The sequence below is a fragment of the Grimontia sp. THUN1695 genome (assembly GCF_059704325.2).
On sequence record NZ_AP046576.1, the window covers coordinates 71,454 to 94,318 of the forward strand.

Annotated in this window: 21 protein-coding genes and 1 pseudogene; 4 read left to right on the forward strand and 18 right to left on the reverse strand. The window is 47.9% G+C overall.

Annotated elements, in window-relative coordinates; all coding sequences use genetic code 11:
• Window positions 1-16: 16 nt before the first annotated feature.
• Both AC6IB1_RS00355 and AC6IB1_RS00360 read right to left on the reverse strand, forming a co-directional pair.
• Window positions 17-1,375 (reverse strand): hypothetical protein, encoded by a 1,359-nt coding sequence (locus AC6IB1_RS00355; RefSeq protein WP_497566427.1) that lies wholly within the window; start codon window positions 1,373-1,375, stop codon window positions 17-19.
• 308 nt (window positions 1,376-1,683) lie between these two features.
• The gene (locus AC6IB1_RS00360; RefSeq protein WP_005504343.1) at window positions 1,684-2,628 is read right to left on the reverse strand and encodes a chemotaxis protein CheV; all 945 of its coding nucleotides are present in this window, start codon (window positions 2,626-2,628) and stop codon (window positions 1,684-1,686) included.
• Between the two features lie 435 nt (window positions 2,629-3,063).
• Here AC6IB1_RS00360 and AC6IB1_RS00365 point away from each other — a divergent pair, with 435 nt between their 5' ends.
• Together AC6IB1_RS00365 and AC6IB1_RS00370 are read left to right on the forward strand one after the other, a co-directional pair.
• Window positions 3,064-3,987 (forward strand): chemotaxis protein, encoded by a 924-nt coding sequence (locus AC6IB1_RS00365; RefSeq protein ID WP_497566428.1) that lies wholly within the window; start codon window positions 3,064-3,066, stop codon window positions 3,985-3,987.
• 252 nt (window positions 3,988-4,239) lie between these two features.
• Entirely contained in the window at window positions 4,240-4,548 is a 309-nt protein-coding gene (locus tag AC6IB1_RS00370; RefSeq protein WP_497566429.1) for a DUF496 family protein, read from the forward strand.
• 375 nt (window positions 4,549-4,923) lie between these two features.
• Here the strand turns inward: AC6IB1_RS00370 and AC6IB1_RS00375 are convergent, their stop codons facing one another.
• On the reverse strand, window positions 4,924-5,277 hold the full coding sequence (locus tag AC6IB1_RS00375; protein ID WP_497566430.1) for a DUF2750 domain-containing protein: 354 nt from the start codon (window positions 5,275-5,277) through the stop codon (window positions 4,924-4,926).
• A gap of 248 nt (window positions 5,278-5,525) precedes the next feature.
• On the opposite strand from AC6IB1_RS00375, the gene AC6IB1_RS00380 reads away from it, so the two are divergent.
• On the forward strand, window positions 5,526-6,398 hold the full coding sequence (locus AC6IB1_RS00380; protein ID WP_497566431.1) for an NAD(P)-dependent oxidoreductase: 873 nt from the start codon (window positions 5,526-5,528) through the stop codon (window positions 6,396-6,398).
• A gap of 73 nt (window positions 6,399-6,471) precedes the next feature.
• On the opposite strand, the gene AC6IB1_RS00385 is transcribed toward AC6IB1_RS00380, so the two are convergent.
• The 4 genes from AC6IB1_RS00385 to ectA all read right to left on the reverse strand — a co-directional run bounded on the left by AC6IB1_RS00385 (window position 6,472) and on the right by ectA (window position 10,200).
• Complete coding sequence (locus AC6IB1_RS00385) at window positions 6,472-7,890, reverse strand: aspartate kinase (protein ID WP_497566672.1); 1,419 nt, start codon at window positions 7,888-7,890, stop codon at window positions 6,472-6,474.
• A 76-nt stretch (window positions 7,891-7,966) separates the two neighbouring features.
• Window positions 7,967-8,353 carry an ectoine synthase gene (locus AC6IB1_RS00390; RefSeq protein ID WP_005504330.1) on the reverse strand — a complete coding sequence of 129 codons (387 nt, stop codon included), beginning with the start codon at window positions 8,351-8,353 and terminating at the stop codon, window positions 7,967-7,969.
• A 14-nt stretch (window positions 8,354-8,367) separates the two neighbouring features.
• Complete coding sequence (gene ectB / locus AC6IB1_RS00395) at window positions 8,368-9,633, reverse strand: diaminobutyrate--2-oxoglutarate transaminase (protein WP_497566432.1); 1,266 nt, start codon at window positions 9,631-9,633, stop codon at window positions 8,368-8,370.
• Window positions 9,634-9,654: 21 nt separating this feature from the next.
• Window positions 9,655-10,200 (reverse strand): diaminobutyrate acetyltransferase, encoded by a 546-nt coding sequence (gene ectA / locus AC6IB1_RS00400; RefSeq protein WP_497566433.1) that lies wholly within the window; start codon window positions 10,198-10,200, stop codon window positions 9,655-9,657.
• Between the two features lie 514 nt (window positions 10,201-10,714).
• Here ectA and AC6IB1_RS00405 point away from each other — a divergent pair.
• Window positions 10,715-12,157: a glyceraldehyde-3-phosphate dehydrogenase gene (locus AC6IB1_RS00405; protein ID WP_497566434.1), complete on the forward strand. Its 1,443-nt coding sequence runs from the start codon at window positions 10,715-10,717 to the stop codon at window positions 12,155-12,157.
• A gap of 175 nt (window positions 12,158-12,332) precedes the next feature.
• Here AC6IB1_RS00405 and AC6IB1_RS00410 read toward each other — a convergent pair whose 3' ends face one another.
• From AC6IB1_RS00410 to AC6IB1_RS00460, 11 genes and pseudogenes are all read right to left on the reverse strand, one after another.
• The gene (locus tag AC6IB1_RS00410) at window positions 12,333-12,833 is read right to left on the reverse strand and encodes a GNAT family N-acetyltransferase (protein ID WP_497566435.1); all 501 of its coding nucleotides are present in this window, start codon (window positions 12,831-12,833) and stop codon (window positions 12,333-12,335) included.
• A gap of 76 nt (window positions 12,834-12,909) precedes the next feature.
• Window positions 12,910-13,830: a 5-oxoprolinase subunit C family protein gene (locus tag AC6IB1_RS00415; RefSeq protein ID WP_497566436.1), complete on the reverse strand. Its 921-nt coding sequence runs from the start codon at window positions 13,828-13,830 to the stop codon at window positions 12,910-12,912.
• A 30-nt stretch (window positions 13,831-13,860) separates the two neighbouring features.
• Window positions 13,861-14,547, reverse strand: a complete 687-nt coding sequence (gene pxpB / locus AC6IB1_RS00420) for a 5-oxoprolinase subunit PxpB (protein ID WP_497566437.1) — start codon at window positions 14,545-14,547, stop codon at window positions 13,861-13,863.
• Window positions 14,534-15,274 carry a 5-oxoprolinase subunit PxpA gene (locus AC6IB1_RS00425; protein WP_497566438.1) on the reverse strand — a complete coding sequence of 247 codons (741 nt, stop codon included), beginning with the start codon at window positions 15,272-15,274 and terminating at the stop codon, window positions 14,534-14,536. The genes pxpB and AC6IB1_RS00425 overlap by 14 nt, the downstream gene beginning before the upstream one ends.
• A 22-nt stretch (window positions 15,275-15,296) precedes the next feature.
• Window positions 15,297-15,449 (reverse strand): annotated as a pseudogene (locus tag AC6IB1_RS00430) (C4-dicarboxylate ABC transporter permease); the annotation flags it as partial.
• A 183-nt stretch (window positions 15,450-15,632) separates the two neighbouring features.
• The gene (gene ushA, locus AC6IB1_RS00435) at window positions 15,633-17,282 is read right to left on the reverse strand and encodes a bifunctional UDP-sugar hydrolase/5'-nucleotidase UshA (protein ID WP_497566439.1); all 1,650 of its coding nucleotides are present in this window, start codon (window positions 17,280-17,282) and stop codon (window positions 15,633-15,635) included.
• Between the two features lie 63 nt (window positions 17,283-17,345).
• The gene (locus AC6IB1_RS00440; protein WP_497566440.1) at window positions 17,346-18,338 is read right to left on the reverse strand and encodes a porin; all 993 of its coding nucleotides are present in this window, start codon (window positions 18,336-18,338) and stop codon (window positions 17,346-17,348) included.
• 801 nt (window positions 18,339-19,139) lie between these two features.
• The gene (locus AC6IB1_RS00445) at window positions 19,140-19,976 is read right to left on the reverse strand and encodes a MurR/RpiR family transcriptional regulator (RefSeq protein ID WP_497566441.1); all 837 of its coding nucleotides are present in this window, start codon (window positions 19,974-19,976) and stop codon (window positions 19,140-19,142) included.
• A gap of 144 nt (window positions 19,977-20,120) precedes the next feature.
• Window positions 20,121-21,017 carry a dihydrodipicolinate synthase family protein gene (locus AC6IB1_RS00450; RefSeq protein ID WP_497566442.1) on the reverse strand — a complete coding sequence of 299 codons (897 nt, stop codon included), beginning with the start codon at window positions 21,015-21,017 and terminating at the stop codon, window positions 20,121-20,123.
• An 18-nt stretch (window positions 21,018-21,035) separates the two neighbouring features.
• Window positions 21,036-22,319, reverse strand: coding sequence for a sialic acid TRAP transporter large permease SiaM (siaM, locus tag AC6IB1_RS00455; protein WP_497566443.1), 1,284 nt, complete (start codon window positions 22,317-22,319; stop codon window positions 21,036-21,038).
• Between the two features lie 9 nt (window positions 22,320-22,328).
• Complete coding sequence (locus tag AC6IB1_RS00460; protein ID WP_497566444.1) at window positions 22,329-22,850, reverse strand: TRAP transporter small permease subunit; 522 nt, start codon at window positions 22,848-22,850, stop codon at window positions 22,329-22,331.
• Window positions 22,851-22,865: the final 15 nt, after the last annotated feature.

A 22,865-nucleotide genomic window follows, 5' to 3' on the forward strand; every position in this document is an offset into this window, starting at 1 on the left:
AAAAACGTCGCGCGTTTTAGGAGAAAACTTCTTCCACATCAACAACTTTTGAACGATTTACAGTGATTTTCCAACGCTGGATAGTGAAGCTGCCATCCGGGTTTTTTTGCTTAGACACCAGGTTAAACTGATGGCGTTTTTCGATAGATTCTCGGGTAACTTGCCCATCATTGAGAACATAGAAAGGCTGTTTACCACGCGCCATCAAACGTGAAAATGGACGAAAATCGACTTTCCATACTTCCCGTGTCATGTCATAGCCGCTAAGGAATTTGGTGGTCGACATCTGGGTAACCATCTTGATCCTGACGACAGACTCTTCGCGCTGGCGCAGCTTGCCTTTGCGCATTTGGCGGACATCTTCCGGGATGTTGTCAAACGGAATGTAGTCCAGCCACTCCAGTTGGCTGCCAATACGCTGGCCGGATGTCGGGTCGGTAAACATTTTTCGCCATTTAGGGCGTCCTCTACGAATCCAGCGCCAAAGCACATCGCGTAAATCATCTTTGAAGATTTCCCGCATTGCGTATAGGCCAGCCATAGCGAGTGCAAAAGACAGGGTAATCTCTCCCAGGAAACTTCGCATTTTGATGATGGCTACCGTGACAAATATCATCACCAAACCTGCTGCTGCTCCTTTCGCCAGTTTGTTGAGGTTTTGCCCCAATACCACATCCTTTTGACGGATGGTTACCGGATATTCAATGAGCCGGCGAGCAAGGCGCATCTTGTTCACCATCCGTGTTGCATCACTCTGTGCTTTCTGTGAATTATAATTTTGCTCCACCCGGTAAGCGGCTTCAGATTCACAAAAGGCGATCAGTTGCTCTTTGATAGGCTTAAATGCACTACTTCTGGGCATGTGCGCGACCAATGACAGAAAACGCTGCTCTGTCAGCCAGGAAAGGTAGTTGTCAATGTTGTTGTAATACTTGATAAGGCTTTCATCTTTCGGCACATAGCGGCGCAGACGGCGGAGGATTTCCACCGCCATATCCGTCAAGACTTCAAGCTGCTCTACTGCTTCGTCTTCCTCTACATCGGCTACTGTGTCAAAGAAACGGTGGGTGGTTTTTTCCAGCGATAGTGCATACTGGTATGCATATAAACTTAAGCTGACACGGTATTGATCGGAAGGCAGTTTATCCCGGCTTGCCAGGCGTGAGTGAACAAGGGGAAGATGATGCTGGGAAGTGAAATAGGTCCGGGTGTTAGATAGCACCGTGTTGTAAAACTCATCTTCACTCAACACATTTTTGGAGAAGTTCAGCTCCCCGGGAACAAAAAGGTAGAATTCGACGTCCTGTCTTTTTATCTCTTCATTTACTAGCGCAATCCTTGCAGTTAATCCCTCATACTTTTCAACAGAGATCAATGGTGTACTCCAAACATTCTCTTCTAACGGTTTGTCCGCAGCTGGTTTAATTGACTAGTTTATACCGAAACATTCTTTAAGTGCATGTCAGTGACGGGCTTAATTGTTATGACTAGTGCCGGAATGAATACAGTAGTTATGTGTGCAATTATTGAACAGTGCTAATGAATCGTTTCTTTAGTAGCAGTAACTCAGGCTTAGGACTGAGTTTAACCCCGAGAGTTAACCGAGTTATCCACAGAAACAGTGAATAAGTTGTACCTGTTGACGTTTCCTACCGCTGAGTGTAACAGACAGGAAGAGAGGCGTTACTGATTATCTAACAACTCGCGCATACGGGTTTGCACAACATCCACCAGTAGATCAGGCTGGAACTTAGAGACAAAGCGGTTACAGCCAACCTTCTCGACCATGGCTTCATTAAAACTGCCACTGAGCGACGTGTTAAGGGCAATGTAAAGATCATGCATGCGGCTGTCGGCACGAACCTCGGATGTCAGTTTATAACCATCCATTTCTGGCATTTCTGCATCCGTAATCATCAGAAGGATTTCTTTTTTCACATCCTTGCCTTCGTCACACCAAGACTTGAGAAGATTCAGAGCCTGCCTCCCATTTTTCTTCTCAATACATTGAATACCAAGTTGTTCCAGTGTTTCTGTGACCTGTTTTCTGGCAGTCGATGAATCATCCACCAACAATACTGTCTGACCAACAAGATGTTGTTGCAAATCGCTATCCAGAACGTCTTCAGAGATACCAATATCGTAAGAGATAATCTCTGCCAACACCTTCTCAACGTCGATAATTTCAACCAGTTTATTTTCGCCCTCGTGATCAAGCTTGGTGATAGCAGTAAGATAGTTAGAGCGTCCGGTACTTGGTGGCTCCATAATTTCATCCCACCCCATGTTTTTGATATAGACCACCTTGCCGACCAAAAAAGCCTGAACTGACCGGTTGTACTCCGTGACTATCAGGTTGCTTTCCTGATCTTTATCTAGCGGACGCAAGCCAATTGACTGGCGCATATCGATCACAGGAATAGAATGGCCACGAATTGTTGCCACTCCGCATATCTTGGGATGTGAACCAGGCATTTGGTTGAGGTGGGGAACTTTCAACACTTCCCTGACTTTGAACACATTGATAGCAAATAGCTGGCGAGTTCCCAGTTGGAACATCAATAGCTCAAGGCGGTTCTCACCAACCAGGTTGGTGCGAGAATCTACTGAATCTAAAATACTTGTCATGAGGTTACTAACCGTTCTCCGATCACTTGTCCCCAAATTGCCTAGAATTTCACCTTTTCAGTGAGTTAGGCATTATTGTGTGACGTTTCGTTGTTTGTATCTGACAGCCAGTAGAACACAGAATGACATTAGGCTCACTTCGGCGTCAGTTTTTAGCGCGTTACCTATCAATAATAGGAAAGCTCCTGAAATAAAGCGAAAACGCTGAATAATTTTCTGTCTGTTCTGCTTTACTGGCCTTGGTTCAATGTATGGTTCAGCCGGTTGGGTTTGTTTGCAGGCAATCTTGTAACCACGGGGCGTTCATTTAATGCTCTGATTTTTTATAGAAGAAATTGCTGATCCTTTACTATAAACGGTACAAGGTAGGTGTTATTAACGAGACGAAACGCTACACTTAAGACGATAAACCCACAGGCTAACAACAGGCGTTCTATGAAAAGCAAAGCCAATGAATCTCAAGGAATGTTGCTATTCAAGTTGTCCGCAACGCAAACATTTGCTATCGGTACGTTGAAAGTTCGGGAAATTGTTCCTTATCGCCCGCTCACCTCGTTGCCTGGTTCTCATCACACTGTTATTGGTACTGCCAATATCCGGGGCATCCCTACACCTATCATCGATATGGCGAAAGCTGTGGGCTATACCGCTGTAGGGAAAGAAGAGTACGAGAATTGCTTTATTATCATCACTGATTGCCAACGTCGAGTGGTCGGCTTTCTTGTTCGTGGTATTGAAAAAATCAGCGAGTGCGACTGGCGCAATATCTCATCGCCACCAGAAACATTGGGGAGCCATGCTTTTCTCACCGGAGTGATGAAGGTAGAGGGCAAATTGGTTCAATTGCTTGACGTTGAGCTGGTGATGTCCAAAATATTCCCCATGCCGGAAGATAAGTTGCATCCAATCTTAGCGGATATCGATAGGGAAAAGCTCAAACCTATGCACATTATGCTTGTCGATGACAGCAGTCTGGCAAGACGCCAACTCTCTGAAGCACTCGACAGTATCAATATTCCCTATGAAGTCAGTGCTAACGGTTTGGATGCGCTTGAGAAGCTTAACCAAGCAGCCAAAGACGGTCGCCCGTTTGATATTGTCGTCAGCGACATTGAAATGCCGGGCATTGATGGTTATGAGCTGGCATTTGAAATTCGCAACAATGGACCGTTGTCAGAGACTTATCTCATTCTTCACACGTCCCTTTCCAGTGAGATCAGCGTGGATCGTGCTCATCAAGTAGGTGCCCACGAAGCACTGACCAAATTTGATGCAACTGAATTGGTAAACGCCATGCTTCGGGGAGCTGTGCTCAAACTGCAAGGCGAACACGTTCGTTTAGAAGGTGCCATTGAGTGATTTTTTCACTCTGGTTAAAGACACGCCGTTAAGCGTGTCTTTTGTATCGATTACGATAAAGGATATTGTTAACCATTCAGTATATTTCATCCCTTACCCCTTATTTATCATAGATAAGAGCGTTTCAGACATCTTCCATCCTGTCACTAAAACTTCTCACAAAATACAGGGCTGCCTTGATCAAAAGACTGTTTCTGGCCGTCACCTTGTGGTTTAATTTCATCAGGATCACACTAAGAAGGTTGTAAACCGATGAACAATGTATTCGAGATTGTTAAGTTCTCTCGTCGCAAAAACAAACTGAAACGAGAAATTCAGGATAACGAGAAGAAAATTCGCGATAACCAAAAGCGCGTGACATTACTTGAGAACCTGCTTGATTACATTCGGCCAGAGATGACACACGAAGAAATCGTGGAAATCATCAAGAACATGAAAGCAGACTACGAAGATCGTGTTGATGATCACATCATCAAAAGTGCTGAAATCTCAAAAGAGCGTCGCGAAATTAGCCGTCAGATCAAAGAGCTGACCCGCTTGGATAAAGAAGGTAAGAAGTAACTTTCTTTTCAAATAGATATTTGCAGTATAAGGCTGCAAAGTTGGCATTGTTCGTCAGCATAACCTATGTTTTGTAGTAATTTTACGACGCATGGTTGTGCTGACTATTTTTGAGCAAAACAAAGAAAGCCTCTCCTGTACTCAAATACAAATTCTGCCTTCATGTTGAGTACAATCCTGACGTCCAATTGTATGCTTCCAACCTGCGTCATTGTTGCTTTGATTTTACGGATTCACTGTTGTCTCGGCACGTGCCAGACAGATCCAGTCTGGCGCGTTTGTAGCCAATTTTCAGAGCCTTCAGCTCCATCCCGTCATTGGTCGATGGCTTCTGCAATAACGGGGTGGAACCATGCACTCTGTTAATAGAAAGGCTTACAAGTACATTTTCGCCAGCTCGGAAGGCTCAATCTCTTCGCCTTCAAGCTCTGCATTCCAGTTAGTACCTACCAGCACGCCATCCTCATCCAGAGTGATAAGCCAGTCTTCAACAAACACGTCCAGCGGGATTTCAGTTACTTCAAAATCGGCCCATTCATCAACGTTGTGGTGTTCAGCGTCTTCTTTTGCTGACCAGAATGGCATGACTTCGCTTTCTTCGAATTCGCTGGAATCACATGCCAGCCAGCCTTCTTCCTCGTTTTTCAGACCCCAAACCACGTTGGTGCGTTTGGTTTCTTCAACGAACAACATCAAGTTTGCCTGAACGTCTGCAGTTAGTTTGGTCATTTTTCAGTTCTCATGGGAAATTTCATCAATAGGGTAACACTTTCAGGTGCATGGCGCTGTATTCCTGTCAATGAAACCCCAAAATCATTGTCTGTTAACGTTCAGTTGGCGAACAAAACACCATTTATCGCCTTGAAATCTACGTGTTGAAAGCGCTTGTCTTTTGAACATGGGAGTGAGACGGGTAATCGCTTGAGTGCTTTGATATAGTCGCGGTAATAGCCTCATGGAGGAACAGGAGAAAATTGATGGCTCAGGAAAAAGTATCCTTTATTGGTTTGGGTGTGATGGGTTATCCCATGGCCGGTCACCTGCAAAAAACAGGTTTTGCCACGACGGTTTACAACAGGACGACGGCAAAAGCGGAAGCATGGGCGAAGGAGTATGGTGGTGAGTTTGCCTCAACACCGCGGGAAGCCGCCAAAGGCGTGGACATTGTTTTTGTCTGTGTGGGCAACGACGATGATGTCCGCAGTGTGATCTATGGCGAAGACGGTGTGCTGGCGAGCATGAAACCGGGCAGTGTGTTAGTCGATCACACCACAACATCTGCAGATCTGGCGGTTGAATTGGCAAAGGCATGCCAAGATAAAGGCGTATCTTTTATTGATGCGCCGGTTTCTGGCGGTCAGGCGGGCGCAGAAAATGGCACCCTGACAGTGATGTGTGGTGGTGATAAAGCGGTATTCGAACGGGTGAAACCGGTGATTGACGCCTATGCCAAACAAGCGGTGTTGATGGGCGAAAACGGTCAGGGTCAGCGCTGCAAAATGGTAAACCAAATCTGTATTGCTGGTATTTTGCAAGGCTTGAGTGAAGCACTGGTATTGGCACAGGCTTCGGGCCTGGATATCGCGCAAATGGTGGATGTGCTCAAGCATGGTGCGGCGGGCTCATGGCAGATGGAAAACCGTGCGGTCACCATGTCACAGGATAAATTTGATTTCGGCTTTGCGATTGACTGGATGCGCAAGGATTTGGGGATTTGTCTGGACGAGGCGGCCAGTAAAGGCATCGAACTTCCGCTAACAAAAGACGTCGACCAGAAATACGCGGCTTTGCAGGCTAAGGGACTGGGACGTATGGACACTTCTGTGCTGATCAAAGCCGGCCAGAAATAATTCCTCTCCATGGTGAAGAAAAAAATGTCGGGGCACTGAAGTGACCCCGGCGTTTTGTATTTTCAGGCTGTGCTTACGCGACCTGTTTGTCTCTCTTCGCGGTTTTTACAAAGAACTCATCATGCAGTGCACGGATAGCACTCTTGTATTTCTCGTCTTTCACCACAAACTGCACGTTGACGTTCCGCATTGACGAATGGACGGCAATCGGTGAGATGTCACTGTTCATCAGTGCTAGCACACCTTTGCTGAGCGTGGTATTGGTATTGATTTCAGAACCGATGGCTGAAATCAGTGCCACCATATGGCCAGTGATGGTTGACGTTGGGAGGCGTTTTTCCGCACGGTAGAGCAACTTGTTGAGGTTTTTGGCGACACCGCTCAGGTAGTAGGTGAGGGAGTTTGCACTCATCTCTTTACCGACCAGACTAACGCTTTCTTCTGCAATCATTTCCATCAGCTCATAGCCGACATTATCCACGTTGCCGACCATGGTCTGATCAAAAATATGCAAGGCGAAGACCTTATCGCGGCCAGCAATGATCTCGATTTTCTCTGCATCAGGCTGGTAAGCCTGCGAAATCAGCGTGCCTTTATGCTCAGGCTCAAACGTGTTTTTGATTTGTAGCGGAATGTTTTTCTGGCGCAGGCCGGATGCGGCGTTTGGGTGAATCGCTTCCATGCCTAGATTCGCCAGCTGGTCGGCCACATCGAAATTACTTTGCCCGATAGGCAACACATTTTCAGGTCCAGCAATGCGCGGGTCAGCGCTGCTGAGGTGATACTCTTTGTGGATGATCGCCAGATCTGCTGAGGTTTGGTAGGCGATTCGGCTGAATGTCATTTCGCTGTAGCCGCGATCGTAGGTCTTCATCAAGCCTTCATCGCAATACGCATAGCCGGTCACAATGGGCAATTCTGTTGTTACATCAATTTCTTTGAAGGCGTCAGTAATGACCTGATCCAGCGTGCCAGACAGCTGGTTGTCCCAACCGGAGAGATCGACGAATTTAGTATTGATTCCAAGAGTTTTTAGCTTCAAAGCGGTGTTATAAGCACTGTGGGCTTCGCCGATTGAAGATAAAAACTCTCGAATTTGCGGCAAGTACTGGCGTAAGGTGAACTGACCATAGCTGCACGTTGCCAGAATGTTTGCAATACAGTCTTTGGCGTCATTTAGCCGCTCTGTGATGAAATTGTCTGCGCGGGTGCGGTTCAGTGGGTCAGCAAACAGGTTTTCATTGATCATCTTCAGGCGCTGCTCGAGAGCACTAACTGCCTCAACCCATTGCTCATCACGTTTCGCGACCAGCTGGTAAATACCCGGCTCGCCGGTGCGTTTATTTTCCAGCAGGGCATCGGTGATCCCGCCGTACGCAGAGACGACAAATACGCGGTTATACGGGTCCTTAGGATGCAGAAAAATATTGTCCAACACTGCATCAAATGCAGACATCGACGTGCCGCCGATTTTCTCAACGGTATAAGTCATCATTAAAATCCTTGTCTTTCTGTTTTGAATCGAAATAAGAAGCAGGGGCAAAGCCGCCCCTAACTGATGTGGTTTATCAATCTACCAGTGGGTATACGCCATTTTCGTCATGGGTTTCCTGGCCTGTGATCGGCGGGTTAAACACGCAAGCCATCACCATATCGGCACCTTTGTAAGCACGCAGGTAATGCTCATCATGCTTATCAAGGATATACAGTGTACCGGGTTTGATGGGGTAGGTTTCACCGCCTACTACTTCAATCTCACCTTCACCGGACATGCAGTACACCGACTCCAGATGGTTTTTGTAATGGATATGGGTTTCAGTGCCTTTAAAGATGGTAGTGATATGGAATGAAAAGCCCATTTGGTCATCTTTCAGCAACATGCGAACGCTTTCCCATGTCTCGGCAACGACGCGGCGTTCACTGTTTTTACACGCTTCCAGAGTTCTTACGATCATGGTTATTTCTTTCCTTATGACGCTTTACGGGTCAGTGTGTTGGCAATGTCTTGTGCCGCTTTTTCAAAAATCTGCAGGCCTTGCTCCAGCTCAGATTCGCTGATGGTCAGTGGGCAGAAAAACTTCACCACTTCATCATCAGGGCCTGCTGTTTCGATGATCATGCCTTTCTCGAAACAACGGCGAGAAATGGCACTGGCGATGTCACCGTTTTTACACTCGATGCCTTGCATCATGCCGCGGCCTTTGGCACGGACGAACAGTGAAGACAGCCGCGTGAGTGAGCGGTCAATGGTTTTTGTTACCTGACGGCTGCGTTCAGCGATATGGCTTTCGAACTCACTATTTTGCCAATAGCTTTCAATGGCTTTTGTTGCAGTGATAAAAGCATGGTTGTTACCACGGAACGTACCGTTATGCTCGCCGGGTGACCACTTATCCAGTTCAGGCTTCAGCAGTACCAGTGCCATTGGTAGCCCATAACCACTGATAGATTTCGACAGGGTGACCATGTCCGGTTTGATGCCTGAAGGCTCAAAACTGAAGAAAGTGCCAGTACGGCCACAACCAGCCTGGATATCATCAACAATCAGCAAAATCCCGTGGGCTTTACATATTTTGCTCAGTTTTTGCAGCCACGCATTGGACGCCACGTTCAGGCCACCTTCACCTTGCAGGGTTTCCAGTAGCACTGCAGCCGGTTTATCCAGACCACTGGAGTTATCATTCAGCATGGTTTCAAACAGGGCCAGGCCATCAACGTCGGCATAGCCTTCATAAGGAATACGTGATGTACCAAACAATGGCATGCCGGCACCGCCACGGTGGTGTTGATTACCGGTAGCCGTTAATGCACCCATGGTGCAACCGTGGAAGCCATTAGTAAACGTGATGATATTGGTACGGCCCGTAACTTTGCGTGCAAGTTTCATCGCTGCTTCAACCGCGTTGGTGCCGGTAGGTCCGGTGAACTGCACTTTGTAATCAAGATTTCGTGGCGCGAAGATGTGATTACGGAGTGCGGTTAGAAAAGCGGCTTTTGCGTCAGTAAACATATCAAGTCCATGGGTAATACCATCGCTGTCGATATAGTCCATCAGCGCTTTCTTCAGAACCGGATTATTGTGGCCATAGTTAAGTGAGCCTGCACCAGCAAGGAAGTCGATGTAGCGTTCTCCTGCCTCAGTGGTTAACCAGCAACCTTTTGCTGAAGTGAAGACCACCGGAAAATTATTACAATATGACTTAACGTTTGACTCTTGTTTGTTAAAAATGTCCATGAGGACTCCGTTTTATTCCTATTAATGATTTTTTTTCAAAGGGATGTGATACAGGTATTCCGTATCGTGTCGGCCTTTGAAATGTTGTTCCTCGTCGAGAAACACGCTCACTGATCCTTGCTTGCCATTGGCAGCATCCAGCTTCTTGAAAAGACGCCAGGAACCTTCATTGGATTCAGTGATAGTCGTTTCTACTGCGGTGATTTGCTGGAGATGTCCACGCATCAACAGTTCTTGTAACATCTGATAGGCGAGGCCAAGTCCACGTTTTTCGGGTGCTACAGCGACTTGCCAGACAAACAGGTGGTTGGGGGCATCCGGTTTGCGATAACCGGAAATAAACCCAGCAACTTTACCGCTGAACTCTGCGAGAACGCAGGTGTTATTGAAGTGGGATGATTGAAGGAAATTGCAGTACGAAGAGTTTTCATCGAGTGGTGGGCAATGGGCGATCAGGTTATGGATCTTGATGCCATCATCCATCCTCGGTGTACGAAACACCCATGCATCTTGATCCGTCCTTAAACGTTTTAACGTTGCGTGTTGGTTAATCGTCTCGGTGCTCATCTTGATTACTTATCCTTTAGTGGTCTAAGCATTTAATCCGCTTAAATGATACATGCTGTGGATTTTTTATCAAGGCTATGTTGCGGGTAAGTGAGTTTTTGTCTGTATCATGATGTTTTAAGGTGATGATAAAAAATCAAATTAAAAAGTATATATTTAGAGGTGTAATTAATATGTCAATAAATGTTCACCTTAATGCAACGTGTGATCAGGTTTAAGCGCAAGTGGTTCAACTTATTTAACGTATCGTATTAAGAAGTTTTTAGCTGTGTTTTTGAACGTTTCACGTTGTAAACTTTCAATCATATTTTGAGGCTAATAAAAAAGAAGTGGATTAAAGGCGTAAATTACCTACACAAATAATGCTAACTGATTGAAACTTATTTAAATTCATTGAGACTTAATTTTCCTAGGTTAATAATCATCAAGCCATTAGACTCAGCGCCAAAATAATAAAAATAATCATTAACAGCATTTTTATACTTTAACCCTCAAAAAGGCACAGAAAGTCATAATGAGTCCTGAACAACACCTTACCCAATGGCAAAAGAGTCAATCCGACGCAGAAACCATGTCTCCCCTGATCAGTAAGCTGTACCGTGAAAAGGGTGTGGAAATCCAGATATACGGCCGGGCTGTTATCAATGCAAGTACCATTGATTTACTGAAATCTCACCGAGTAGCGCGCTGGTATACCGGTCAGGAAATAACCACTGCACTTACCCTTCCTATTCTAGAAGCATTGTCTGAATTACCGCTTTCCGCATGCCGTATTGATCTGGGCAGACTGGCTGAGCTCTACTGGCGTGATCATGATGACCTTGCTCAACTTGATGATTTCCTAAAAACAGCAATCGCTGACCTGCCGCTATCCACGAGTCTTAAGGAGCCCAGAGATATCGTGTTGTATGGCTTTGGCAGAATCGGCCGTCTGGTCACACGCTTGATGATAGAAAAAAGCGGACCGGGATACCCGTTGCGACTCCGGGCGATTGTTGTACGTGGCGGCAAAGATGGCGACTTGGAAAAACGCGCCAGCTTGCTGCGTCGTGATTCTGTTCACGGGCCTTTTAATGGTTCAATTCTGGTTGACCACGCCCGTAACGCCCTGATCGTGAATGGTAATTACATTCAGATTATTTATGCGAACCATCCTTCTGACGTGGACTACGAAGCGTACGGCATTAAAAACGCGGTGGTGGTCGATAACACCGGCATGTGGCGTGATGTTGATGGCCTGAGCAACCACCTGATGGCGAAAGGGGCGGCGAAAGTGCTGCTGACGGCACCAGGCAAGGGTGACATTAAAAACATCGTCTTTGGTGTTAACCATGGTGATATAAAAGACAGCGACACCATTGTGTCTGCGGCGAGTTGTACCACCAATGCTATTACGCCAGTGCTGAAAGCGATGAATGATCGCTATGGCGTAGAGTCGGGGCACATCGAAACGGTTCACTCGTTCACCAATGATCAGAACCTGATTGATAATTTCCACAGTGGTGATCGTCGTGGCCGTGCTGCGTCCCTGAACATGGTCCTGACCTCGACCGGTGCTGCTAAAGCCGTTGCCAAGGCACTACCAGCGCTGAAAGGTAAGCTGACCGGCAACGCGATTCGTGTACCAACGCCGAATGTGTCGATGGCGATTGCCAACCTCAATCTGGGCAAAGCCGTAGACCGCGAGTCGCTCAACGCGTATCTGCGCGAAACCGCATTGATGTCTCCGCTGTCCGGTCAGATTGACTACACCCAGTCTACCGAGATTGTCTCTTCAGACATCGTTGGCTCCCGTTATGCGGGGGTGGTGGACAGTGAAGCGACCATTGTAGACGGGAACCGTTGTGTACTCTACATTTGGTATGACAACGAGTTTGGTTACAGTTGTCAGGTCATCCACTGTATTGAGCAGATGGCAGGCGTCCAATACGCCGTGATCCCACCTTTGCACCAGTAGGATCGGGACAAGGTAAGCAGCGATGTGTTCACTTCGCCCGGATGTATAAGCAATCGCGATTGCCATCGTTTACATCACAACAGTAGGGGTGATGGGGACTGTTGAGTCGTGCTTCTTTGGATGAAGGTGCTCACCGGAGCACCTTTAAAAGCCAACATACGGCAGGCGTTATGGGTTATAAAAACCGTTCCATTGTGATTTCATCAATGTAGTTTTCACCGATCTTGGCCTGTTTCTTGGCCCGGCCTGATACCTCAAACCCCTGCTTTGTGTAGGTTTTTAGTGCGGCTTCATTGTCAGCGCGAACCTGTGCAACCAGCTTTTCAAACCCGCGTGACCGGGCAATATCCAACATAGTGGAAAACAGCGCTGTTGCTACGCCCTGACGGTGGTACTGCTGTGCAACATACGTGTTCACAATGCCGACGTGATCCAAGGCTCGGGAGTAGTTGGCAAATGGTTCAACGGTTTGGTAGCCGACAAGCGCTTTGGTGTCTTTATCTTCCGCGACCAGAAACACCCCATTGACCGGGAAATACTGGATAAGAAAGCTTTGATCTGACACTGAAAAAAGAGAGTCGAGAAGAATATAGCGGCCACTTCGAATGATGGGGTTGATGATATCGGTGATGCGTCTGGCATCTGCGTCCAGAGCCGTTCTTATTGTTAGGTTCATTATGGTTTCTATGAGGTTTAAGCAAGCAAAAATAATGGCGAAGCGTAACGAAAAACAGGTACGCCTGCCAGAAGATTTACCCGAATACTGCCCGATTAAAAAGCCTTCTCTCGACTTCCGCATCGGCAATATCCATGGATGAGAAGGTGACAACCTGTCCCGGTTGGCGCTGGGAAAGCTGCCCTGCCCCTAAGCTGCTTAAACAGCCAATTTTGGGGTAACCGCCAATGGTCTGCCTGTCTTTCATCAGCACGATGGGCTGGCCGTCACTCGGGATCTGGATAGCGCCAAAAGCGATTCCTTCAGAGATAATGCCATCCAGACGGCTTGTTACCGGCGCGCCGGATAACCGGTAGCCCATGCGGTCGATATTCTGGCTGACTTCATACCTGCTTGTGAAAAACGTCATTTGTTCGCTGTGGCTGAATGACGCATTCTGATACGCGGCAATAACGCCAAGCGCCAGCGGCGCATCGTAATCCGGGATGGCCCACGTTGGTGTGCGCTGTTCACTGAATACCGATGTGGCGGTGAAAGGAAGGATGTCGCCTGCTGCCAGCGGATCCCCTTTGCCGGTTAAGCCGCCCAACTGCTCGCGTTTTACGGTGGCACAGCTGCCAAGTTTCGGCTCACACTCAAAGCCTCCGGTGACGGCAAGATAAGCCCGTAACCCGGTTTTTGGTGAACCAAACGCCAGTTCATCTCCCGGTTTGATGGCGTAGGTTTGCCATGGCTTCAGCACCTTGTCGTTCAGGGTGGCGGAAAGGTCGGCCCCGGTCAGGGCTATGGTGGTATTGGCGTTCGCCCTTAGCTGGAGCTGACCAAAGGTGATTTCCAGCTGCGCGGCATCCGGGCTGTTTCCCAGCAGCCGGTTTGCCCAGTAAAACGCATGTTCATCCATCGGCCCACCGGGAGTAATGCCCAAATGCTGGAAACCCACGCGGCCGCTGTCTTGCAGCAGGGTAAGCATACCGGGGCTTAAGACTTCAAAGCTCATAGCACGCCCCCATTCCTAACACGCCTCCGTTCATAACACACCACCTTGTTTCAAAAACTCATCCCTGTCGACAGGACAGAACCTTACCCGGTTGCCGACATTCACTTTGGCCAGTGAATCGCTGTCCCAGTCCACCATGTTGAGTGGGGTGCGGCCGATGATTTGCCAGCCTCCCGGTGTGCTGCTTGGGTAAATTGCGGTCTGGTTGTCTGCTAGCCCTACGCTTCCCGTCGGCACTTTCAGCCGTGGCGTGGATTTGCGAGGAACCACAATGGCGTCATCCAGACTGCCAAGGTAGGCAAACCCCGGGCTAAAGCCGATGGCATACACACGGTATTCCCGCTGGCTATGGAGCCTGATGACGGAAGCGCTGTCGAGACCGGTTTTTTCGCAGACGTCTGGCATATCCAGCGCAACTTCCTCGCCGTAATAAACGGGGATCTCGACGACCTGATTGTCGCTGTAGTCATTGATTTCGGTGGTGTTTGATGCCAATGCCAGACGGATGCGTTTGATGATGTCAAACCGATCGGTGCGGCTTAAATCAAACTCAACCAACATGGAGTTGTAAGAGGGAATCATATCGGTGACCAAATCGCCGAGACTTTTCCTGACCTGAAAGATGGCGCGGTTCACGTCCGCAGCAACTGCTTCATTAATATTGTCGCCAAAGTATACAATCAGCGTCTGCTCATTCACTGATTCAATCCGCGCCATTTGCCCTCCATTGTGTCAGGGCGTTGGCGACAGCGGAGGCATGGGGGCCGTCGCCGTGGATGCAAAGTGTATCTGCCTCAATCTTGAGGGTTTTACCACTTAACGTCGTCACTGTTCCTTGCTCGATGATTTGCTGCACCTGCCCGATAATGGCCTCTGCGCTGCCATGCACAGCGCCGTCTATGCGGCGATCGACAAGGAATCCTTGGTCGTCGTATGCGCGGTCAGAAAAGGCTTCGAACATCAGATCGATGCCGATGTCGGCAGCCATATCAAGCATGAGCTGGCGGCTGGGAATAGCCATCACCACCAAGGGGCAGCCCGGCGCTGCTGTCTTCACGGCACGCATGACGGTCTCCAGCACTGCCATGTTTTTCATCATGGTGTTGTAGAGGGCGCCGTGAGGCTTCACGTAACTCACCTTGGCACCTTGTTGCTGGCAAATGCCTTTCAGAGCCCCGATTTGATAGCCGAGCCAGGCGTAAAGTTCCTGTTTGGTACAGTCAAACTGACGGCGGCCAAATCCCATCAAATCTGGGTAACCGGGGTGGGCGCCAATGGTGACACCCTGTTCCAATGCCAAAGCAACCGTCTTTTGCATGGTCACCGGATCGGAAGCGTGAAAGCCACAGGCAATGCTTGCCATGTCTATGCATGGCATCACTTCGGCATCTTTTCCCATGGTCCAGGTGCCGAAGCTCTCTCCCATGTCGCAGTTTAATTTCATCTCAACATACTCCTTGTTGCCCCTAGCGTTGACTCATGGTAGTTGGCAGGTACGTTACGATTTCCGGAAAGACAGTGATCAACACTAACCCCAGAAGAATCATCATAAAAAATGGAAGCGCCGCCTGTGCGACATACAGAATGTTTTTGCCGGTTAGCGCCGGGATAACGCACAGCCCGGGTCAGTTTCAATGCGTTTCAGGTTCATGGGAAGCTCAACAAACTGCGTGTACCTGAAAAGATAAAGCAAAAACAAAAGGATTCAATCGCGTAAGTGATTTCTGGGATGTTGGAATAGGCAATAAGGTTTTTGCCACGATGGAAAGAGCCCGCTTTATTCAGCAGGCTCTGGCTTTTCTTTATTTGTAGGTGATTTCACCGTTTGGTTCGAACGCTGATACGTCGATAGGGGAGTGATTCTGGATGAATTCCTTCAGCACTTCGGCATCAACGTAACCGGTATTTACAAATGCAGGGTGATCAGTGATTTTTGGGTAACCGTCGCCACCGGCGGCATTAAAAGATGGCACCGTGAAGCGATAAATCTGCGTTGGGTTTAACGCAACGCCATTGATTTTTACGTCAGAGACGTTGTCTGCTTCCACGGTCATGCTGACACCGGCAAACTGCACATAAGCCCCGGAATCTTTGGTTTTTGTACCTACAACATTCAGGTATTGCTGTACTTCTTCACCCGTCATGTCAACGTAAGTCACCATGTTGGCAAAGGGTTGTACGCGCAGTACATCTTTATAGGTAACGTCACCGGCTTCGATGGAAGCACGCACACCGCCTGAGTTCATGACGGCAAAGTCCGCTTTTGCGCGCTCTTTGTGTGACTCTGCAATCAGGCGGCCGAGGTTGGTTTGGTTGTTGCGTACAATGTTACGCTCACCCACCAAATCAGCGTTAATGTTGCCAATCACGATTTCCAGCGCGGCCTGCCCTTTTTCCTTATACGGTTTCAGAGTGTTGTAAACCTCGGGATCTTGTGCGATTTCATCCTGAATAAAGACGCGGACTTTTTTGCCATCCACCGTTACTTTCTTCTTCAGGTTCACCGGGATCAGTTCATAAGATTGCAGCTCGAACTCGCCGTTTTTAAAGGTAAAGTCAGCGCGGCCAACATACTTACCCCATTCGTGCGCCTGCACAATGGTGGTGCCGTTCTGCACATCAGGTTTACACTCATCACCCGGTTTGAATGCTGCCGGCTTGTTGGGGGCTTCCATGCAGACTGGTTCTTGTGAGTGTCCACCCACGATCATGTCCAGATCGCCTTCATTGAGATAGCGTGCCAGCAGCACGTCACCCGGCGCGTTTGAGCCATGGTTACCGTTGACGTAATGACCCATATGGGTTGCTGCAATGATCACATCAGGGTTGTGTTTGTGTTTCAGTTCCGCAATCACCTTTTTGGCTTCTTCTTTCGGATCGGTAAAGGTGATCTCAGAGATGAACTCTGGGTTACCAATCTTCGCGGTATCTTCAGTTGTCAGGCCAATTACCGCAATCTTCACGCCTTGTTTGTCGAAGATCTTGTAGGGTTCAAACATGCGCTCACCATCTTGATAGATGTTGGCAGCCAGGAAGGGGAAATTCGCCCATTCTACCTGTTGGGCCAGCACATCAAGCGGGTTATCAAATTCATGGTTGCCCACGGCCATTGCGTCGTAGCCAATCATGTTCATACCAAGAAAGTCAGGCTTTGCATCCTGTAAATCAGATTCTGGTACACCGGTATTGATGTCACCACCGGACAGCAACAGAACAGCGCCGCCTTCTTTTTCTACTTCTTCACGAATCTGTTTGATCAGGGTGGCGCGGGCGGCCATGCCAAGCTCGCCTTTACTGTTCTGCCAGAAGTTACCGTGGTTGTCGTTGGTGTGGATGATGGTGATGTCGTAGGATTTGTCCTGTACCCATGATGGGGCTTGTTCTGTGTTCGCGGCACAGCCAGCCAACACAGAGGTCGCCAGCAGGGACAAAGCAAGGTTTCTTTTTTTCATGATTGCCTCAACGCGTGGAAAGCGCCCCCATAAATGGGGGCGAAAAGTAAGGGAAGTGGAGACTTAGAACCAGTAGAAGGCTTTAACAAACATCAGCGCGCCAGATTCGCCTTTATCCAGTACGTTGCCTGCTGCGATTTCGGCCGCTAGTTTGACGTTTTGGGCGTACATGTAATCGGCACCGAACACGCCATAGATGTTGGCATCCGCGTCGCCTTTGGTGTCTTCATAGTTGAATGTGGCGATCAGGTTGGTTTTGTCATTCAGTGCGTATTTACCACCAATGTTTGCACCGATGGTGTTTTTGTCTTTGCCGCCATTGAAGTTTTTGGTTTGGTCGAATACCAGGCCGCCCAGAGTGAAGTTGTCAAAGTCCATTTCAGCATGCGCAGAATAGATCTCGGTTTCTTTACCTTTTTCACCACCCAGGATCACGGTGAAGTCATCGCCGTAGTAGCCGATATAGCCGTTCGTCACTGCGCCATACAGTGAATCTGTCTGGTAGCTGTATTTGACTGGCTCACCATTTTCATCTGTTTCTCCATCCCAGCCTTCCAGCGAGTGGGATACTGACATCTTGATGCTGCCAAAATTGCCGATGTAGCGAATGGTATTGTCCTGGTCGCCCGCTTCTGAAATGCCCGCGCCCAATTCGTTGGTCATGTCACCAAAAGAGTCGACTTTGTCATAGGCTGTATCAGTACGACCAAACTCCAGTGCATGGTGGTCAGCAAACTTGAAACCCACCATGATCTTATCAATGACAATGCGAAGGTTGTTGTCGGCAGTCCAATCTTCACGTTCTGCGTCTACCTCGAACTTGCCGTAGAAGTTGCCGGTTTGGCCTTTCAGACCGATGGTCGCAAAGGATTGGTCGACATAGGTTGTATCTGTGCCAAACGGTGTCTTGTCGGTGTCAGAGACAAAAGTACCTCCCACCTCTGCGCCACCATAAACTTTAATGTTGTCGCCGTTATCGTTTTTATAAATTGTTGCTGCTTGGGCTGTTCCTGCTACCAGAGAAGACAAAACCACTGCTAATAATGTTTTATTCATTTTCTGTCCTTAAATAGATACCACTCATTGGCCTTGAAAACAGTAGACGTGTAAATTTTCTCAAACAAGAGATGGTTATTGATTTGTTTATTGTTTTTTATTTTCATGCGACTGATTTAACAAGCAAACGTTTCCGCTTGTATTTTGCGCGTTCACAATATGACCAACTGAAATGTTTGATTAATGGAATGCAACATATTAAAACAATATTGAACGTAGGCTTAATATCACAAAATGAACATGAATTGCTTTTTATGTTTGGTATCTAATCAATATTGGCGTTTTGTGATTATTTATCAGACAAGGCAAAAGAGGTGTTATTTAAATGCATTTGCATGGTGTGTGAATGAAAATTCAAAGTTGAACTCTGTTAGATGAGGGGAGTTACCGATATCTACGGCCTGATTTACAGTTGGTTGATACACTTTTGGTGAATGCTATGGCTTGGTTATTAAACAGAGGGTAGAAGGTATCGCGTAAATACGAGGGATGGAGGAATTCAAAAGCGGGTGCAATATAAAATTGGGGAAGTAAGGCTGCCCGACACATTCAATCCAACGCAATCCCCTTTGTTAGTCTACTGGAGAGCATAGGAGGTAGTGGCGGGCAGTCTCTTTTTAGTTTATTTGGTCAATATCAATCACCATAAAACGAATTTCTGTGCTCGGCTGCGCTTCATAATTGGCGTTGAATAAATTTCTAGATATTTCTGTCCGGTTTTTTGTTGAGCATCAAACTGCCAAATATCCCTGCTCCAGCCATCTAATTTTGCGCTGGTTGAGACATAAACACGCTGAGGAGCTAGCTGTTCATTAATGGTAAGACGACTTCTGCCGTTTCTTGCACTGACTCAGAATACTCCGGATAACGGTCTAAAAGTGTATTGACCAAGGCATCGACAAGAAGCAAGGCGCCGACTTTTGACGCAAACGCGCCACCTGTAAGTGGCCCTTCTGGTCTCGCTGCCACCAACAGTTCATCAGATATCGCCGACAACGGACTATGGCTTATATTGGTCAACGATATGACGGGAGTGCCTCGTTGATGCGCCAGTGACGCGGCATGAATCACCTCTTTTGTGCTGCCAGAGCTGGATACTGCAAACCACAAATCGCCTTCACAACTGCGGCCTGCGCTCATTGCAGCGACGTGCGTATCATCGTACATGATCGCTTTTTTGCCGATCCGCACTAAACGGTAAGCGAGGTAGCGACCGACAATACTCGATGCACCAACTCCCACACAACCGATAAACGATGCGTTATGTACCCGTTCACAGATGCGGTTCAACGCGTTCCGGTCAATCAGTTTCGCAGTATCTTGCAGGCTGTCCACGGCACTCTGCGCGGAAATATCACAGATATCTCCGCTACCCTTTGGCTTGTTCAGACTTGCCGTCTGGCTGAGATCCACTGCGAGCGCCATTCGAAAATCTGAGTAACCTTTGTATCCCATATCCCGGCATAACCGAACAACTGTCGCCTCACTGGTTTTAGTGCTGCGGGCTAAATCAGTGATCGTTTGAAACTGGACGTCATGGGCATTCTCTAGGATGTAATCCGCAACCAGTCTTAACTTTTTGCTTAATGGCTCGATATTTGACCGGAGTCGAACCAGTAGATTTTTCGGCGAATTCACAAAAGCCTCATTGTATTCGTTTGGCAGATCTAAAAGTATCAAAGGGCTAGGCACATTGACACTAAATCGACGAAATTTTACCAATACAGAAGAGGGGAAGAACCCCTCTGTATGCAAGTACTTTCATTTGGCTTGGGTACATGATCAAATAGACATAAAACCCGCATCACGCATCTTAGCCACAACATCTGCTTTCTGGTTTGCAGTCAGCGCTCGGATCGGTTGGCGGGGATCGCCTGTTTCAATGCCATGCAGTTGCATCGCGACCTTACCCGCCGCAACGCCACCATATTCCACCAGCACTCTGATAATCGCGATCACTTTGTCCATCAAAGCGGCCACTTCATCGTGCTTACCTTGGTGGAAGGCGTCGATGATCTTCAAGTATAACGGCGCCGCATAGTTGTAAGTACTGCCGACAGCGCTGACAGCACCCACTGCAAGTCCTGCTGGTAAAAACTCATCCACGCCAAATGGCATATCGAATTTGCCGTTACAGGCGCGGATGCAGCGTTGGTACTCGTAAAGATCAGTATTGTTAAACTTCGCGCCCGACAGGTTGGGGATGCGTTGTTCCCCCTGAATCAAAAATTGTTCGAGATCCAGGTTCACGCCTGACATGCCGGAATGGTAGTAGTAAAACCCTTTCGACGGTGCCGCTGAAGCCACTTGCGCGCAATACTCCACTAAATCTTCAACGCTGCCCGGTTTAAAAAAGCAGGGGCCAATGGCCGAAGTAGCCAGAATATCCAGTGTTTCAGCGTGTTTAGTGAGGTCGATGGTATCAACAATGCTGAGTGCACCGGTATGGATGATAAGATCCAGTTTGCCATCTGCCGCTTTCACCCAGCGTTCCGCAATCGCTTTACGTTCTTCAACCGAGCAGTGAATGCCTTCACCTGTCGTCCCACACACGTACGCGCCTTTCACGCCCTGTTCAATCAGCAGTTGGGCAATCTGATCAATCACCGCGAAGTTCACTTTGTTATTGCTATCAAACGGCGTATGGGGTGCTGCGATAAGTCCAGTTAACTTTTTCATTTTTAAACCTTTTGTTTTTTACTGCCCGTAGCCTAACAAGAGCTCTGGGAGCAATAGGGTGAATTGAGGGAAAACGGCCACCAAGATCAACACGATAAACAGAGGCACTAACAGTGGTACAACACCGCGGGTCAGCACATGGAAGGGTATATCTCCCACCCGTGATACGACATAGAGCGCCATGCCCATTGGAGGGGTCAAGATACCAATCATCAGGTTCAAGATAGCCATGACACCAAAGTGGACCGGATCGATGCCTACAGCTGTGGCAACAGGGACGAGAAAAGGCACCAGTAGAAGCAGCAGTGCCAATGATTCAATAAAGGTGCCTAAAAACAGCAGAAGCAGGTTGATCAACAAAAGAAGAACAAGCGGGTTATCACTGATGGTTAAAAAGTAATCTGCAAGCATTTGTGGAAGCTGCTCTCGCGCAACAATCCAGCCAAACACTGTGACACCCATAACCATGAGTGCTACGACGGCAGTGGTATTGACGGTTTCTTTCAAGATCTCAATAAAGCCACTAAAAGTCAGCTGTTTGTAAACCACAGTGCCTAGAAACAGTGCGTATAGAGACGAAACGACAGCCGCTTCTGTTGGTGTGAATTTGCCCGAGAAAATACCGCCAATGATAATAATCGGGGTCAGCAGAGAGAGAAACGCCTCTTTGAATGAGCGGAGCTTTTCTTTTCGTGTTGCGCGGGGCAAGGTCATGTAGCCGCGCTTTTTACAGATGAAGTAGCTCATGGTCATCAAGGCGATGCAGCACAATAAACCCGGAATAGCGCCAGCGAGAAACAGTGCGCCGATAGAGGTGTTTGAAACCACACCATAAATGACTAACGGCACAGAAGGTGGGACTAAAGGACCAATAATACAAGATGCCGCCGTCAACCCGCCGGCAAAATCATCGTGATATTTCGCATCACGCATTGATTTAATCTCTAGCTGACCAAGGCCGCCTGCATCTGCCAACGCTGAGCCAGACATGCCGGAGAACAATAAACTGGCCATAATATTCACATGTCCAAGACTGCCGGTAATGTGGCCGACCATGGATTTCGCGAAGTTGAAAATACGCTCAGTGATCCCTGCGCTGTTCATTAGGTGCCCAGTCAGGACGAAGAATGGCACTGCTAACAGTGTGAAGTTATCAATTCCCCCCAGCATTTGCTGAGCGGCAAAGTTAATGCCTGTGCTATTGGTGAGAATCAGAAACACTAAGGCAACAAAAATGAGTGAAAAGCCTACTGGCATACCTGCAAACAGCAGCCCTAGCCAGCCGAAAATTGAACCTGCCATAAGGAATGTCTACCTCTGTGCTATTTGCGAATTTGATGCATTGGTATTGTTGCTACCGCTGAAAAGTTGTTTTGATATAGCGGCAATCTTTTCTATTTGTCGGAGTACCATAAACACACCGCCAATGGGCAAGCTGTAGTTCATCCAGGCACTCGACACCCCCAATGTGATGAGTTCAAAGAAAGCGGTTCGCTGAACATGCTGGTAACCCAGATAGATAATGGCGCCAATCGATACAAGCACCGCCAATTCCAGTGACAGCACAAGGTATAAACGGATCTTTTCCGGTAATTTATCTGAGAAAAAAGTGATGTTGACGTGAGTGCTGCGTTTGATAGCAATCGCGCTACCAATTAATGACATGTACATAAACAGAACCCGGGCGAGTTCTTCACTCCAAAGGGAAGGATCATTGAGTAACCAACGCGTACCGATTTGCCAGGTGAGTACTACCAGCAATGCCGCCATCAATGGCACGGTGATGATCTCTTCAATATTATCAATTATTTTTCTAAGCATCCTGAGCTCCATGGCTGGCCAACATTG